Raw genomic sequence first — 14,168 nt, forward strand, 5'->3', positions numbered from 1 at the left:
CGGGGTGCGGCGCGCGATCACCAGACCGGGGGGCGGTCTGGTGATCGCGCGGCGGCCTTACGGCCTTTATTCCGCACGTGGTTACACCTCTTCCACGCCGCACCATTCGGCAATAAAGAGCGCCATTGCGCCGGTGATCCGCTTGAGCGAACTCAGGCTGACGCTTTCATCATAGCCGTGGATATTGCGTGAAATCGGACCGTAGCAAAGCGCCGGGATCTGATTGTAGAGCGCATAAACCCGCGTATCGAGATAAGCGGTCGCGGTGAACGATTGCAGCGGCGCACCGATAGCCGCCTCATGCGCCCGGCCCAATACGGCCTCTGCCTCGCTGCCCGGTTCCAGCACGTAGCCCTCGGCGGTAAAGCCGTTGAAGGTGACCGTCGGCGGCGAGTTCGACATGTACGGGTCGCTATGGGCATAGGCCGCGACATGATCGGAAATGATCTGCATCGCCTCGGCTGCATTCTGACCGGGATAGAGCGATACACGGCAATCAATCGTGGCCCATGCGGGCACGGACGAGGCCCAGTCACCGCCTGCGATCTTGCCAATGTTGAGGTTGATCGGATGGTCGTAGTCGGCAAAGTGAGGATGCGCATCCTTTTGCGCGTTCCACGCCGTCTCAAGCTCCCTTAACGATCCAACCACGCGGTAGACCGCGTCAATGGCATTGGCACCTTCGCCCATATGGGCCACATGGACGGGCGTGCCCTGCACAGTGACCTGAAACCAGACCACGCCGACATTGGCGCGCACCAGCATCTCGGCCTCTGGCTCGGGGATCAGGACCGCGTCGGCGGTATAACCGCGCAGATATGTCATCAGCGCGCCGTTGCCGGTCGATTCCTCCTCGACCACGGATTGGACATAAACCGTTGCGGCAGGTCGCAGACCCACGCGGCGCAACGCATCAAGTGCGGCGAGGTTCGCGCCCGAACCGGCCTTCATGTCGCCTGCGCCGCGCCCGTACATCCAATCGCCCTCGATATGGGCCGAATACGGATCGGCCTGCCACATCTCACGTGGACCTTCGGGCACCACGTCGAGATGCGCGTTCAGGATCAGTGAACGACCCACCTCATCGCGCGGATGGTGGATGCCGACGACAATCGGCGCGTCCGAATGGGTATCCGAGAAGGGCGAGCCGCCGGGATGAGCCGCAATCGCGTCACGATCCATGTCAAAGCGATCCACCTTGAGGCCGCGCGTCTGAAACTCGCGAAACACTACATCCTGAATGGCGTGTTCCTGCCCCCGCACCGATGGCAGGCGGACAAGTTTCTGCAGGTAGGCAACCTGATCGTCAAAGCCGTCTTCGACAGCTTGCAGTATGCGGGATTTCAGGTCTGGGGTGAGGGACATGATCGGGGTGCTTTCTGTGGGGGTGCGTGATGCAGACTATTACGCGACCCGGTGCATCGCAATGACGGGCGCGGTAATGCGAGCGGTAGGGGCCGGGCTGAAGCCCGGCCTACAGGGTCTCTATTCTATGGTCTCGTCAAACGCCTCGGGTGGTAGTTGCCCGCGTTTACGCTCCAGCACCAAACGGCGCTCTTCCCAGCCATAGCGGCTGTCCTCGCGCACCGGCATCCATGTCAGGATGCCGCCCTTGCGCCATGGATCGACAACAATACCGTCGTCGAATCTATCCCCTCTGGCAGAAATGATCGCCGTGCTGTGTTCGATCCGCCAGTTGCGCGAATTCGCGATGGCGCGGTGCAGATCAAGCGTAACAAAGCGTTCTTGCTTTAGCCGTTTTTCCAGATCATGCGCCCAGTGCCAGCATAGGCCACGGGGTTTTGACCCCATGTTGACCTTGGTGTTGTGGATGAGTGGCGGATCGGTAATCTGATACTGCACGGCAAGCGTATGGGTGTAGTCGTAGGACACTTGCGCCGCGCGTTGCGCCTCCTCCGGGTCGACCTCGGGGCCAAGCGCAAGGATGGCGGTGGCTAATGCCGCTATGTCGGAAGGTTTGCCGCGCGGCGGGGCACGATCGACGGATGGCGGCGCGCCGCAGGCGGTCACGAGTGTCAGGGCCAGAAGCGCCAGAAAGGTTTTGGCGAGGTGCATCATGGTCACATCCAGAAGGGTCGGTTGTCCTCACCGCTATCGCGGACCACGCAATTTTGTCGAGCGGAGCGCAATCAATAGAGTGTGAGTGTGGCAGCGATCTCACATTGCCGGTTGCCAAGCATCGCGGTTCAGCCTGTAACAGCGCCAGGGAACCGTGCCGCCGCCCATATCCAGCGTGGCGTCATAGACATGCCGCGCGCCCAGCTTCATCGTCGCCTTTTGCGAGCGGATGTTGTCCGGGCCGATATGAAACCAGACCGCATCGAAATCAGCAAAGGCATGGGCCAGCATCAGCCCCTTTACCGCGCGATTGGCCGCCCCGCCCCAATAGGCCCGCGCGAGGAAGGTGAACCCAATCGAGATCGTGCCGGGCATGTCGGGCGCAGTATAGTACCGCGAACAGCCGATGATGCGATCCTGCGCCACGTCCCGCATGGCCAAAGTCGCGCGACTGGCCAGCAAGCTATCGAAATAGGGGCGATAGACCTCGGGCTTCCATCGATCGGGCGATGGGTGCTGGGCCCAGATTTCCGGATCACTGGCCGCCGCGTGGAGGCCGCCATAATCAGCTGCCACCAACGGGCGCAGCGCATAGTCCGCGCCCGTCAGGGTCGGTTGTGCATCAAAGCTCACTTTGCCGCTTTCAACAGGCCGTCTTGCTTTAGCTGGGCGTGCGTCAGGTCCAGCGCTGTCCATGCGCGCTCTACAAGTGTATCGATCTCAGCGTCGGTGATAACCAGAGGCGGCGAGATGATCATGCGGTCGCCAACATGGCGCATCACCAGCCCGTTCTGGAAGCAGTGCTCGCGGCAGATCAGTCCGACATCCCCCTCGTTCCCGGCAAACTTGGCGCGGGTGGCGGCGTCAGGTGTCAACGCGATGGACCCCATCATGCCGACAATCGGTGCCTCGCCCACCAATGGGTGTTCGACCAGCCCATGCCATTTTTGTTGCAGGTAAGGCCCGCTGTGCTGGGCAACACGGTCGACGATACCTTCTTCGTCGAGGATGCGCAGATTCTCCAGTGCAACCGCACAAGCCATCGGGTGACCCGAGTAGGTGTAGCCATGGGCAAATTCGCAATTGTTAATCACCTCGGCCACCTCATCACAGACGATGGACCCGCCGATGGGCGCGTAGCCAGAGCTAAGACCCTTTGCCACGGTCATGATATGCGGGCGAATGTCCAGCGTGGTAGAGCCGAACCAGCTGCCGGTACGGCCAAAGCCGCAGATCACCTCGTCCGCGATCAGCAGGATGCCATGTTCGTCACAAATGCGCTGAATCTCGGGCCAGTATGTCGCGGGCGGGACGACCACACCGCCCGCACCTTGAATCGGCTCGGCGATAAACGCCGCGACGCGGTCGGCACCCAGATCTTCGATGGCCTGCTCCAGCTGACGTGCGCGTTCCAGTCCGAAATCTTCGGGGCTGGTGTCACCGCCTTCGCTCCACCAATGCGGTTGGTCGATATGGTGAATATTCGGGATCGGCAAACCGCCCTGTTCATGCATGAAAGTCATGCCCCCAAGGCTGCCGCTACCCATGGAAGAGCCATGATAAGCGTTCTTGCGGCTGATGATGATGTTCTTTTCCGGCTGGCCTTTTTGCGCCCAATAGGTGCGCACCATGCGAATGTTGGTGTCGTTCGCCTCGGACCCGGACCCGGCAAAGAATACATGGTTCAGATCACCCGGGGCCAGTTCGGCCAGCCTTGCGGCCAAGGCTATGGCCGGGACGTGCGTGGTTTGAAAGAAGGTGTTGTAAAAGGGCAATTCACGCATCTGGCGCGCGGCCGCCTCGGCGGGTTCGTCGCGACCATAACCGATGTTGACGCACCACAAACCCGCCATCGCATCAAGATAGTTATTGCCATCGCTGTCCGTCAGGGTGACGCCCTTCGCACGCGTGATGACGCGCGCGCCCTTTGTTTCCAGCTCTGCCCCATTGGTGAAAGGATGCAGGTGATGCGCGGCGTCGAGTGCCTGCAATTCAGCAGTGGGCAGGTGGTTGGTGATGAGCGTCATGGCAGGGGCCTTTCTGAGGTCAGTGTGGCACAGCGCGCCCCGATTTCTGGCGCGGATGTTCTGATCTGGAACAATATGATCAAATTATTGAAGGGTCAATCGAATCAGACGGACCTAGAGTCGGCACTGAGAGACAGGCGAAGTTGTTCCATTCCCTGCGCAACGTCGCCTTCGATTGCGGCGGCAGCGGCAGCTACATCGCCTGCACGGATCGCCTCGAGGGTTTCCTTGTGCATGTCAGGCAGGTTCTGCGTTCCGATCCGCCCGCACACGACCCGCATTGATGGACCAAAGCGCAACCAGAGCCCTTCGGCAATTTCCGCAAGGATCGGTGAAGCCGCCATATCATACATGCGACTGTGAAACCGGTGATTGAGTTCCAGATAAGCGCGCAGATCACCGCGTTGGATCGCGGCGTCCAGCGCGGTATCAATCGCCGTCAAGTGAGAGAGGTCTGCCGCACCGGCACGTTCCGCCGCCCGCAAGGTAAGATGAGGTTCAAACCATTGACGAGCTTTGATAATTTCATCCATATTTGCTGCGTTTAACTGTGGCACACTGACCCGGCGATTGCCCTGAAATTCCAGCGCGCCCTGCGAAATCAGTCGGCGGATCGCCTCGCGCACAGGCGTCATGCCTGCCCCCAGCTGCGCCGTCAGGCCCTGAATAGTCACGGCCTGCCCCGGCGCCAGATCGCCGTAAAGGATCATATCGCGCAACTGCCGATAAATCACCTCATGCGCCGGTAGACGCATCTCTGCGGTGCCATCAAGGCTAAAATTTCCAGTAGCGCGCTGCATCAGATCACTCGTTCCAGTCACTATTGTCGTCTCCGGTCTTGCGAGTTTAGCGGCTGCATGTGAGCATTACCATATTGCACTAAGCGAAAAACTTGATCAAATTCGCATGCAGGGCAGCGACGCTGCCAATCAACGGGAGAAAATGATGAAAACAACGATTCTGACCACAACCGCCGCTTTGGCCCTGACAGCTGCTGCGGGCGCTCAGGAAGTGCGCGTTTACAACTGGTCCGACTATATCGACGAAGCGTTGCTAGAGAAATTCGAGGCCGAAACCGGTCTGGAACTGACCTATGACGTCTTTGACAGCAACGAAGTGCTGGAAACCAAGATGCTGGCCGGTGGGTCCGGTTATGATGTGGTGGTGCCTTCGGGCACATTTCTGCAACGTCAGATCAGCGCCGGCGCGTTTCAAAAACTGGACATGAGCCAACTGCCCAACCACAAGAACATGTGGGACGTGGTTGAAAAGCGGACAGTCCAGTATGACCCCGAAAACGCCTATTCGATCAACTATATGTGGGGCACGACGGGCATCGGCGCCAATGTCGGCAAAGTCACCGAGGCACTGGGTGAAGACGCACCCATCGGCTCGCTTGCGTTGATCTTCGAGCCGGGGAATATGGAAAAACTGGCCGAGTGCGGCGTGCATTTCCTCGATGCTCCGGTCGAAATGATCCCGGCGGCGCTGAAGTACATTGGCGAGGACCCCGATAGCAAGGATCCGGACGTGATTGCCAAAGCCGAGCCAATCCTGTCGGCAGTGCGTCCTTACGTGACCAAGTTCCACTCCAGTGAATACATCAACGCACTGGCGAACGGTGACATCTGCGTGGCCTTTGGCTGGTCCGGTGACATCCTGCAAGCGCGCGACCGTGCGGCCGAGGCCGATAACGGCGTCGAAATCGTCTATAACGCGCCCAGCGAAGGGGCGCTGATGTGGTTCGACCAGATGGCGATTCCGGCGGACGCACCTAATCCGGAAGGCGCGCATGTTTTCCTGAACTTTATCATGGATGCGCAGAACATGGCCGATGCGTCGAACTATGTTTATTACGCCAACGGCAACGAGGCATCCCAGCCAATGCTGGAAGAGGACGTGATCGGCGACCCGGCGATCTACCCCGACGCGGCAACGCTGGATAACCTCTATACCACCACGCCCTACCCGGCCAAGGTGCAGCGGGTCGTGACCCGCCTATGGACACGGATCAAGTCGGGCACGTAAGACCCGAATATCCCAGCCCGCGCAGCACCCGTTGCGCGGGCTTTTTTCGATCTTTCAGGGGGACATGTATTGGGCCAGACTGTTTTTGAGCCGTGGAACGACCCGAATGTAAAACCGCTCATTCAATTCAAGAACGTGACCAAGCGATTCGGTGATTTCGTCGCGATCGACAATCAATCCTTTGACATTTACGCGCAGGAGTTCTTTGCCCTGCTGGGGCCATCGGGCTGTGGCAAGACGACGATGATGCGCATGTTGGCAGGGTTCGAAACGCCGACCGAAGGCACCATCCTGCTGGCCGGGCAGGATATTGCGCCCATACCGCCGAACAAGAGGGCGGTGAACATGATGTTCCAGTCCTACGCCTTGTTTCCGCATCTCAGTGTGTGGGAAAATATTGCCTTTGGTCTGAAACGCGACCGGATGGAGAAATCCGCCATCGACGCGCGCGTGGCAGAGATGCTGAAGCTGACCCGGCTGGAACAATTCGCCAAGCGCAAGCCACATCAGATATCTGGCGGACAGCGACAGCGGGTGGCGCTGGCGCGCAGTCTGGCCAAAGCGCCGAAGCTGTTACTGCTGGACGAACCGCTGGGGGCGCTGGACGCGAAGTTGCGGCAGGATACGCAGTTCGAGCTGATGGATATTCAGGAAAAGACCGGCACGACCTTCGTGATCGTCACGCACGATCAGGAAGAGGCGATGACCGTCGCCTCTCGTGTCGCGGTGATGGACCATGGACGGATCATTCAGGCCGATACGCCCGCGCGCATCTATGAGATGCCAAAATCCGTCTATGTGGCGGATTTCATCGGGGACGTGACCATCATAGAGGGCCGTGCGACCAAATCCGGTGACGGATATGACGTCGCGTTTGCCGAAGGGCAGCCATCGCTGCACGCCAAGTCGGACAAGGTGTTCCAGAACGGGCAGACATGCCATCTGGCGATCCGCCCCGAGAAGGTGGCGATTACCGCCGAGAAACCCGAAGGCGCCGTGAACGCAATACAGGGCAAGATCCTCGATATCGCCTATCTGGGCAATCTCAGCACCTATCACGTCGAACTGCCAACCGGGCAGATCATCAAATCGCAGACCGCGAACACGCGGCGCCTGTCGCGGCGCGGCTTTACTTGGGAGGACACCGTCTGGCTTAGCTGGACCGAGACGGCCGGCGTCCTGTTGGAGGGTTAGGGATGCGCCGTTTTGCCCTGATTGCCGTTCCGTATTTCTGGCTGCTGGCACTGTTTCTGGTCCCGTTCCTGATCGTGCTGAAGATCAGCCTGAGCGATATCGCCCTAGCCATCCCACCCTACACCCCGACGCTGGATTTCACCGCCGGATGGGAGGGAATCAAATCATTCTTTGGCGCGCTCGATCTGGAAAATTTCAAATTTCTGACCACAGATGACCTCTATTGGAAGGCCTATCTTTCGTCAGTGCAAATCGCCTGTATCGCGACACTGGCAACGCTGATCGTCGCCTATCCCATTGCCTATGGCATGGCCAACGCACCCGATCACTGGCGCCCGACACTGATGATGTTGGTGATCCTGCCGTTCTGGACCAGTTTCCTGATCCGGGTCTATGCGTGGGTCGGTATCCTGAGTAACGAAGGATACCTGAATCAGCTGTTGCTGAGCATGGGTGTAATCAACGAGCCATTGACCATCCTGAACACCAATATCGCAGTCTATATCGGCATCGTTTACACCTATCTGCCATTTATGATCCTGCCGATCTACTCCGCGTTGGAGCGGCTGGACGGGTCACTGCTTGAGGCGGCCGAGGATCTGGGGTGCAGTCGCATCACCGCCTTCTGGCTGGTGACGGTTCCCCTGTCAAAGAACGGCATCATCGCCGGGTGCTTTCTGGTCTTCATCCCCACTATTGGCGAGTTCGTGATCCCATCGCTGCTGGGAGGATCGAAAACCCTGATGATCGGCAAGGTGCTGTGGGAGGAATTCTTTAACAACCGTGATTGGCCGGTCGCCAGCGCGGTGGCCGTGATCCTGCTGCTGATCCTGATCATCCCGATCATTCTGTTCCAGCGCAACGAGCAAAAACAGCGGGAGGCAGACGGATGAAGAACCGAAATAAATTCGCGGCCTTTTTCTGCCTTGAGAGTTCTCGCGGAAATTCTCGCCCGACGGGAGGTGATGTATGAGACGCATGACATGGTTCAACGCGACATCACTGACGCTGGGCTTTGCCTTTCTCTATCTGCCGATGATTATTCTGATCATCTACAGCTTTAATGAGAGCAAGCTGGTGACGGTCTGGGCGGGCTTTTCAACCAAATGGTATGGCGAGCTGTTCCGCAACGAGGCGTTCCTGGACGCCGCGTGGGTGACGATCAAGGTTGCGGTCGTATCCTCGACCTTTGCGACAGTGCTGGGCACGATGGCGGCATTGGTACTGGTGCGGGCCGGGCGCTTTGCCGGGCGAACGCTGTTTTCCGGCATGATTTATGCGCCGTTGGTCATGCCCGAGGTGATCACAGGTTTGTCGCTGCTGCTGCTCTTTATCGGGATTGGGCTGGATCGGGGAATATTCACCATCATTCTGGCGCATACGACGTTTTCGATGTGCTACGTGTCTGTCGTCGTTTCCTCGCGGTTGGTCAGCTTTGATCGGTCACTGGAAGAGGCAGCACTCGATCTGGGCTGTTCGGCGGCGCAGGCCTTTCGGCTGGTCACGCTGCCGATCATTGCGCCCGCAGTCATCTCTGGCTGGCTGTTGGCATTTACCCTCAGCCTCGATGATCTGGTGATTGCCAGTTTCGCCGCCGGCCCGTCGGCCACGACGCTGCCGATCAAGATCTGGAGCTCTATCCGGCTTGGTCTTAGCCCCGAGATCAACGCATTGTCGACGATCCTCATCGCCTTTGTGACGGTGGGTGTCATTAGCGCGTCATTGGCCAGCAAACGTGCTAGTCTACGCCGACAAGCTGAAGAAAGGGCCGCAGTCCACGCATGAAGCGCATCTATCCTGCCCACGCCTATGGCGAAGTGCCGCGCGAAAAGTGCTATTGGCCCACCACGATGGCTGTGCCGCGCTCGGCACCCGCGCGCGGCACCCTGACCGCCGATGTAGCGATCATCGGTGCAGGTTTCACCGGCCTCAGTGCGGCATTGCATCTGGCGCAGGACGGAGCGGATGTGATCGTGCTAGAGGCGCAAGACGTCGGCTGGGGTGCATCGGGGCGCAACGGTGGGTTTTGCTGCCTCGGCGGGTCAGCGGCATCAGATGGCGCGCTAAAGCGCATGTTCGGCGAAGAGGCGCGACGCGACTATCGCGCAACCGAACGCGCGGCGGTTGATCTGGCTGCGGGCCTGATCGACGCGCACGGGCTGGATGTGGACCGCCATTCGCAGGGCGAAACACTCATGGCCCATACAGAAGCGGCAGCGCAGAGTTTTGAAACGCGGGCGCGCGATATCGAGCGCGACTGGGGCGCGACACCAACAATCCTGACGCGGGACGAACTGGCCGAAAACGGCATGAATGGCCCCTTTTTCGGCGCAATGACCACGCCCATTGGCTTTGGCCTCAATCCGATGAAATATGTGCAAGGACTGGCCGAGGCCGCGCGTAGCGCGGGCGTCCGCATTTATGGTCAAAGCCCGGTGCAACGCATTGACCACGGCAGCAGCTTTACCCTGCAAACGCCGCAGGGGCGCGTGAATGCACGCCGTCTGATCGTGGCCACGAACGGATATTCATCGGACGACCTGCCCGATTGGATGGCGGGACGGTATCTGCCGACGCAATCCAATGTGCTGGTCACTCGCGAACTGACCGACGAAGAGATTGCGGCACAAGGATGGTCCACCCATCAGGCCTGCTATGATGATCGGTTTTTCGTGCATTATTTCCGCCTGATGCCGAACCGCCGGATGTTGTTCGGTATGCGCGGCGGACTGTTTTCCGGGCCGTGGGCGGACCGGCGGATGCATAGCAATATCCGCAGCCATTTCGAGACGATGTTCCCCGCATGGGCGCATGTGGAAACCCCACATAGCTGGCACGGCCTGCTGAGCATCGCACGCGATCTGACACCTTACGCAGGGCCCATAGATACGATGCCGGGTGCCTATACGGCCGTTTCATATCACGGCAACGGGGTGGCGATGGGCAGCTATGCCGGTGCGCTGTTGGCCGATCTGGCACAGGACCGAAAGCCGACCCGACCCTATCCCGCGATCATGCAAAGCCCGCCAAAGAAGTGGCCGCTGGGACGGTTTCGCCGAGCATGGTTCTGGCCCGTCTACGGCGCGGCCTGGGCCACGGGGCAATAAACCACGCCGCGCGAAGCCATCTGCAAATTTCAACTTAGCCTTGCGGCGTTTTGACCGCGCGTGACCTGCCATGTTTCAGGCCCAGACGATGCTCTCGGATGATGATGACGATTCCGGCCGCGACGATCAGCGCAGCGCCGGTCAGCATCGGCTGGGTCGGCACCTCATCAAAGATGACATAGCCGATCACGAGGGCAAAGAGGATCGACGCATAGTCGAACGGGGCCACGACACTGGCATCGGCATAGCGAAAGGCAGAGGTCAGAAATATCTGCGCGGTCCCGCCCAACAGCCCGGCGAGGATCAGCAGCGTCGCCTCATATAGCCCCGGCATCACCCAGCCAAACGGCAGTGTCAGCAACGACAGACACGACGCCGTGACCGAAAAGTAAAAGACGATAGCCGATGTCTGTTCGGTCCTCACAAGCTTTCGGATATAGATCTGGGCCAGCGCAGCAAAAACCGCCCCCATCAGAACAAGCACCGCCCCCACCGCCTGTACGGTATCGACCGTCGGACCATCCAGCACGCTCAGCCGCGGGGTCAAGACGATCAGAACCCCTACGAGGCCCAACATTACGGCGCCGATGCGAAAAACGCCGACCCGTTCATTCAGGAACATCGCCGCAAAGATCACCACCAGCAGTGGCGAGGCATATCCCAGTGCGGTCACCTCGGGCAGAGGCAACATTCCCAACCCGGCAAAGCTGAGCCCCATCGCGCTGGTGCCTGCGACCCCGCGCCAGACATGACCCATTGGCGACTTGGCCTTTAGCCCGGTGCCCAAATCGCCGCGCGCCGCCAGCCAAACCAGTATCACCGGGATGGCAAAGAATGACCGAAAGAACACCGCCTGCCCCGGCGGCACGGTCTCGGAGACGGCCTTGATCAGCGCGGACATGATGATGAAGAGCACCACGGCGCAGAGTTTTAATATGATGCCTTTGACAGGCTGCATGCTGGGGGCACTCCTTTGCCCCAACTGCTTGCGCCTCCGGGCCGCTCAGGTCAAGCGACCAGAGGCGTGCCATGCGCTCTGGTTGCAGCGGCTATGCAGGCGCTGTGGTGCGTGGAAGCACCCAGTCCTCGCGCGGAAAATGGCAGGTGTAACCATTCGGTACACGCTGCAGATAATCCTGATGTTCTGGCTCGGCCTCCCAGAAGTCACCGACGGGCTCCACCTCGGTCACAACTTTACCCGGCCACAGGCCGCTGGCCTCGACGTCATGGATGGTGCGGCGCGCCATCAATTTCTGCGCGTCATCGACATAGTAGATCGCCGACCGATAACTCATTCCGATATCGTTGCCCTGCCGGTTCGCGGTGGTTGGATCGTGGATCTGAAAGAACAACTCCAGAATCTCACGATAGCTGATCTTTGCCGGATCAAATATGATCTCAATGCCCTCGGCATGGGTGCCGTGATCACGATAAGTGGCATTCGGCACGTCACCCCCGGTGTAACCCACACGCGTCGAAACCACCCCCGGTTTGCGGCGAATGAGGTCCTGCATTCCCCAGAAACATCCCCCCGCCAGAACAGCACGCTCGGTCATGTCAAATCCTCCACTTGATCTAGATACTCACCATAGCCTTCGGCCTGCATATCGTCACGGTGGATAAACCGCAGGCTGGCAGAATTTATGCAGTAGCGCAGACCGCCCCGATCACGCGGCCCGTCAGGAAAGACATGGCCAAGATGGCTGTCGCCATGGGTGCTGCGCACTTCGGTCCGAACCATGCCGAGGCTCTCATCGCGCAATTCGCTCACATAAGCCGGTACGATCGGCTTGGTGAAGCTGGGCCAGCCACAACCGCTCTCGAACTTGTCAGAGGACGCAAAAAGCGGCTCGCCCGAAACGATATCCACATAGATCCCCGGGGCAGTGTTGTCCAAAAGTGCCCCGGTGCCGGGGCGCTCGGTGCCGCTTTGCTGGGTCACACGAAACGCCTCGGGCGACAGGCGGGCGATTGCGTCGGGGTCTTTGGTGTAGCTGGTCACGACTTGCGTTCCTTTCCTCACTTGATGTGTATTAGATGGGACAAACGCGCCAAATTCAAAACGATATTTCATGTCACTCACTGCCGGGTGATCCAAAGGTGACAGGATTGCCTGCCGCCCCCATATAAAAAGGAAGAGCAACATGCGTGCCGTCCTCGCAATATTGATGATGCTTTGGGCGCTGCCTGCGTCCGCGCTGGACCTCAATGCGCCGTTCGATAATATCGATGGTGACACGCTGCGCCTGTCGGATTGGGCCGGGCAACCGATACTGGTCGTGAATACCGCTTCGCGCTGCGGCTTTACCGATCAATACGAGGGATTGCAGACCCTCTACAACCGGTACCGCGCCCGCGGATTGGTCGTTCTGGCCGTTCCTTCGGGCGATTTTCGGCAAGAACTGGCCAGCAACGCAGAGGTCAAGGAGTTCTGCACCCTGACATACGGCATCGACATGCCGATGACGGGTATAACATCGGTTCGCGGCGCGACGGCGCATCCGTTTTACGAATCCGTTGCCGAAGAGATCGGGTTCACACCTTCATGGAACTTCAACAAGATCCTGATCGCGCCGGACGGCACCGTGGCGGCGACTTTCGGCAGTACAGTCCAACCGCTGTCGGAACTGTTGACGAACGAGATCGAAACGCTGCTGAACTGACGCCGGATTTCGGTATTTTTTGAATAATGAAACAAATGTTTTTCATCTTTTCCCAAATACCTAAATCGCACGGTATCTACTTGCGCGACACCAAAAGGGTCGCCCCGCCGGTGTCCCGGCTGGGCGGCACGCCATAGGCTTTGCGGTAGGCTTTGGAGAAATGCGACGGTGCCTTGAACCCGCAAAGCAGGCTGATTTCGGTCAGCGGCAGGTCGGTTTGCGCCAGCAAGCTGCGGGCCTTTTCCAACCGCAATTGCAAATAGTAGCGGTTCGGCGAGGTGCCAAGATAGCGGGAAAAATGCCGTTCCAATTGCCGGGTGGAGGTGCCCGCAGCACGGGCGATCTCGGCGGGCGGCAAGGGGTCTTCGGTGTTTGATTGCATGATGTCGATGGCCAGAACCAGATTTCGATGACGAATACCCAGTTGATTGGCCAGAAATCCACGTTGCGCCTGACTATTGGGGCGCGGTGCAGGATAGATCATCTGATCTGCCACCCATGTGGCCAATTCTGCGCCGTAGTCGGTGCCGATCCGCTCAAGTATCAGGTCCATCGACGCGGCGCTTCCGGCGCAGCTGAACACGCGCCCATCGACCGTATAGATCACGTCCTGCAGGTCGATATTGGGGAAGTTTTCAGCCATGGCGCTGGCATATTCCCAGTGTGTCGTGGCTCTTCGCCCGGCCAGCAACCCGGCCAGTGCCAGCGTATAGCTGCCACTGCTGATCGAACCATAGTCCATGCCTTTGCGCGTTTCGCGGCGCAGCCAGCCCAACACTTTGCGCGTGCTGCCCGCACCTGCATCGACCCCGGCGCAGACAATCAGCGTGTCGCGGCGATCAAGATCGATCAGACCGGCCTGAACGCTGACCTGAAGCCCGTTCCACGCGGTAACAGGCCCTCCATCCTCGCTGAGCAACAGCCAATCGTAGAACTGGCGCCCCTCGGCAAAGCGGTTTGCCAGCGCCAGCGCCTCTTGGGCGCAGGTCATGCCGAGCGGGGAGAAGCCCGGCAGGAGCAGGAACACATATCGTTTGGGTTTGTGGTCTGCGTCCACTTGGTGCCTCTTT

General features: G+C 59.4%; 15 protein-coding genes. 6 read left to right on the forward strand and 9 right to left on the reverse strand.

The features are described 5' to 3' along the window. Positions 1-81 precede the first annotated feature (81 nt). The 5 genes from N7U68_RS11085 to N7U68_RS11105 all read right to left on the reverse strand — a co-directional run bounded on the left by N7U68_RS11085 (position 82) and on the right by N7U68_RS11105 (position 4,906). A complete protein-coding gene (locus tag N7U68_RS11085; protein WP_263046836.1) occupies positions 82-1,365 on the reverse strand; it encodes an ArgE/DapE family deacylase in 1,284 nt (427 codons plus the stop codon). A gap of 120 nt (positions 1,366-1,485) precedes the next feature. Continuing rightward, positions 1,486-2,079, reverse strand: a complete 594-nt coding sequence (locus tag N7U68_RS11090) for a hypothetical protein (RefSeq protein ID WP_241188097.1) — start codon at positions 2,077-2,079, stop codon at positions 1,486-1,488. A gap of 99 nt (positions 2,080-2,178) precedes the next feature. Continuing rightward, positions 2,179-2,712: a GNAT family N-acetyltransferase gene (locus tag N7U68_RS11095; RefSeq protein ID WP_206295694.1), complete on the reverse strand. Its 534-nt coding sequence runs from the start codon at positions 2,710-2,712 to the stop codon at positions 2,179-2,181. Next, positions 2,709-4,106 carry an aspartate aminotransferase family protein gene (locus tag N7U68_RS11100; RefSeq protein WP_263046837.1) on the reverse strand — a complete coding sequence of 466 codons (1,398 nt, stop codon included), beginning with the start codon at positions 4,104-4,106 and terminating at the stop codon, positions 2,709-2,711. The genes N7U68_RS11095 and N7U68_RS11100 overlap by 4 nt, the downstream gene beginning before the upstream one ends. Positions 4,107-4,210: 104 nt before the next feature. Continuing rightward, positions 4,211-4,906, reverse strand: coding sequence for a GntR family transcriptional regulator (locus N7U68_RS11105; RefSeq protein WP_263049146.1), 696 nt, complete (start codon positions 4,904-4,906; stop codon positions 4,211-4,213). Positions 4,907-5,048: 142 nt separating this feature from the next. Here N7U68_RS11105 and N7U68_RS11110 point away from each other — a divergent pair, with 142 nt between their 5' ends. The 5 genes from N7U68_RS11110 to N7U68_RS11130 all read left to right on the forward strand — a co-directional run bounded on the left by N7U68_RS11110 (position 5,049) and on the right by N7U68_RS11130 (position 10,435). Then, on the forward strand, positions 5,049-6,134 hold the full coding sequence (locus N7U68_RS11110; RefSeq protein WP_263046838.1) for a polyamine ABC transporter substrate-binding protein: 1,086 nt from the start codon (positions 5,049-5,051) through the stop codon (positions 6,132-6,134). Positions 6,135-6,203: 69 nt separating this feature from the next. Continuing rightward, positions 6,204-7,328, forward strand: coding sequence for an ABC transporter ATP-binding protein (locus N7U68_RS11115; RefSeq protein ID WP_165195521.1), 1,125 nt, complete (start codon positions 6,204-6,206; stop codon positions 7,326-7,328). 2 nt (positions 7,329-7,330) lie between these two features. Continuing rightward, positions 7,331-8,221, forward strand: coding sequence for an ABC transporter permease subunit (locus tag N7U68_RS11120; RefSeq protein WP_263046839.1), 891 nt, complete (start codon positions 7,331-7,333; stop codon positions 8,219-8,221). 76 nt (positions 8,222-8,297) lie between these two features. Beyond that, positions 8,298-9,113: an ABC transporter permease gene (locus tag N7U68_RS11125; protein ID WP_165195517.1), complete on the forward strand. Its 816-nt coding sequence runs from the start codon at positions 8,298-8,300 to the stop codon at positions 9,111-9,113. Then, a complete protein-coding gene (locus N7U68_RS11130) occupies positions 9,110-10,435 on the forward strand; it encodes an NAD(P)/FAD-dependent oxidoreductase (RefSeq protein ID WP_263046840.1) in 1,326 nt (441 codons plus the stop codon). Before N7U68_RS11125 ends, N7U68_RS11130 begins: the two co-directional genes overlap by 4 nt. 34 nt (positions 10,436-10,469) lie before the next feature. On the opposite strand, the gene N7U68_RS11135 is transcribed toward N7U68_RS11130, so the two are convergent. The 3 genes from N7U68_RS11135 to msrB form a co-directional block, all read right to left on the reverse strand. Beyond that, entirely contained in the window at positions 10,470-11,393 is a 924-nt protein-coding gene (locus tag N7U68_RS11135) for a DMT family transporter (protein ID WP_263046841.1), read from the reverse strand. A gap of 91 nt (positions 11,394-11,484) precedes the next feature. Then, entirely contained in the window at positions 11,485-11,991 is a 507-nt protein-coding gene (msrA, locus tag N7U68_RS11140; RefSeq protein WP_165195511.1) for a peptide-methionine (S)-S-oxide reductase MsrA, read from the reverse strand. Continuing rightward, entirely contained in the window at positions 11,988-12,437 is a 450-nt protein-coding gene (msrB, locus tag N7U68_RS11145; RefSeq protein ID WP_165195509.1) for a peptide-methionine (R)-S-oxide reductase MsrB, read from the reverse strand. Before msrB ends, msrA begins: the two co-directional genes overlap by 4 nt. Before the next feature lie 142 nt (positions 12,438-12,579). Between msrB and N7U68_RS11150 the strand changes: the two genes are divergently transcribed. Then, on the forward strand, positions 12,580-13,098 hold the full coding sequence (locus tag N7U68_RS11150; RefSeq protein ID WP_263046842.1) for a glutathione peroxidase: 519 nt from the start codon (positions 12,580-12,582) through the stop codon (positions 13,096-13,098). 76 nt (positions 13,099-13,174) lie between these two features. Here the strand turns inward: N7U68_RS11150 and N7U68_RS11155 are convergent, their stop codons facing one another. Continuing rightward, a complete protein-coding gene (locus N7U68_RS11155) occupies positions 13,175-14,155 on the reverse strand; it encodes a GlxA family transcriptional regulator (RefSeq protein WP_263046843.1) in 981 nt (326 codons plus the stop codon). Positions 14,156-14,168 lie beyond the last annotated feature (13 nt).

Source organism: Roseovarius pelagicus, assembly GCF_025639885.1.
Classification (GTDB): domain Bacteria; phylum Pseudomonadota; class Alphaproteobacteria; order Rhodobacterales; family Rhodobacteraceae; genus Roseovarius; species Roseovarius pelagicus.

Excerpts from the sequence above, each read along its gene's own strand:
- N7U68_RS11135 (WP_263046841.1), bottom strand. The coding sequence starts at position 11,393 with ATGCAGCCTGTCAAAGGCATCATATTAAAACTCTGCGCCGTGGTGCTC.
- N7U68_RS11125 (WP_165195517.1), top strand. The coding sequence starts at position 8,298 with ATGAGACGCATGACATGGTTCAACGCGACATCACTGACGCTGGGCTTT.
- msrA (WP_165195511.1), bottom strand. The coding sequence starts at position 11,991 with ATGACCGAGCGTGCTGTTCTGGCGGGGGGATGTTTCTGGGGAATGCAG.
- N7U68_RS11085 (WP_263046836.1), bottom strand. The coding sequence starts at position 1,365 with ATGTCCCTCACCCCAGACCTGAAATCCCGCATACTGCAAGCTGTCGAA.
- N7U68_RS11130 (WP_263046840.1), top strand. The coding sequence starts at position 9,110 with ATGAAGCGCATCTATCCTGCCCACGCCTATGGCGAAGTGCCGCGCGAA.
- N7U68_RS11150 (WP_263046842.1), top strand. The coding sequence starts at position 12,580 with ATGCGTGCCGTCCTCGCAATATTGATGATGCTTTGGGCGCTGCCTGCG.
- N7U68_RS11090 (WP_241188097.1), bottom strand. The coding sequence starts at position 2,079 with ATGATGCACCTCGCCAAAACCTTTCTGGCGCTTCTGGCCCTGACACTC.
- N7U68_RS11120 (WP_263046839.1), top strand. The coding sequence starts at position 7,331 with ATGCGCCGTTTTGCCCTGATTGCCGTTCCGTATTTCTGGCTGCTGGCA.
- N7U68_RS11105 (WP_263049146.1), bottom strand. The coding sequence starts at position 4,906 with ATGCAGCGCGCTACTGGAAATTTTAGCCTTGATGGCACCGCAGAGATG.
- N7U68_RS11110 (WP_263046838.1), top strand. The coding sequence starts at position 5,049 with ATGATGAAAACAACGATTCTGACCACAACCGCCGCTTTGGCCCTGACA.
- N7U68_RS11100 (WP_263046837.1), bottom strand. The coding sequence starts at position 4,106 with ATGACGCTCATCACCAACCACCTGCCCACTGCTGAATTGCAGGCACTC.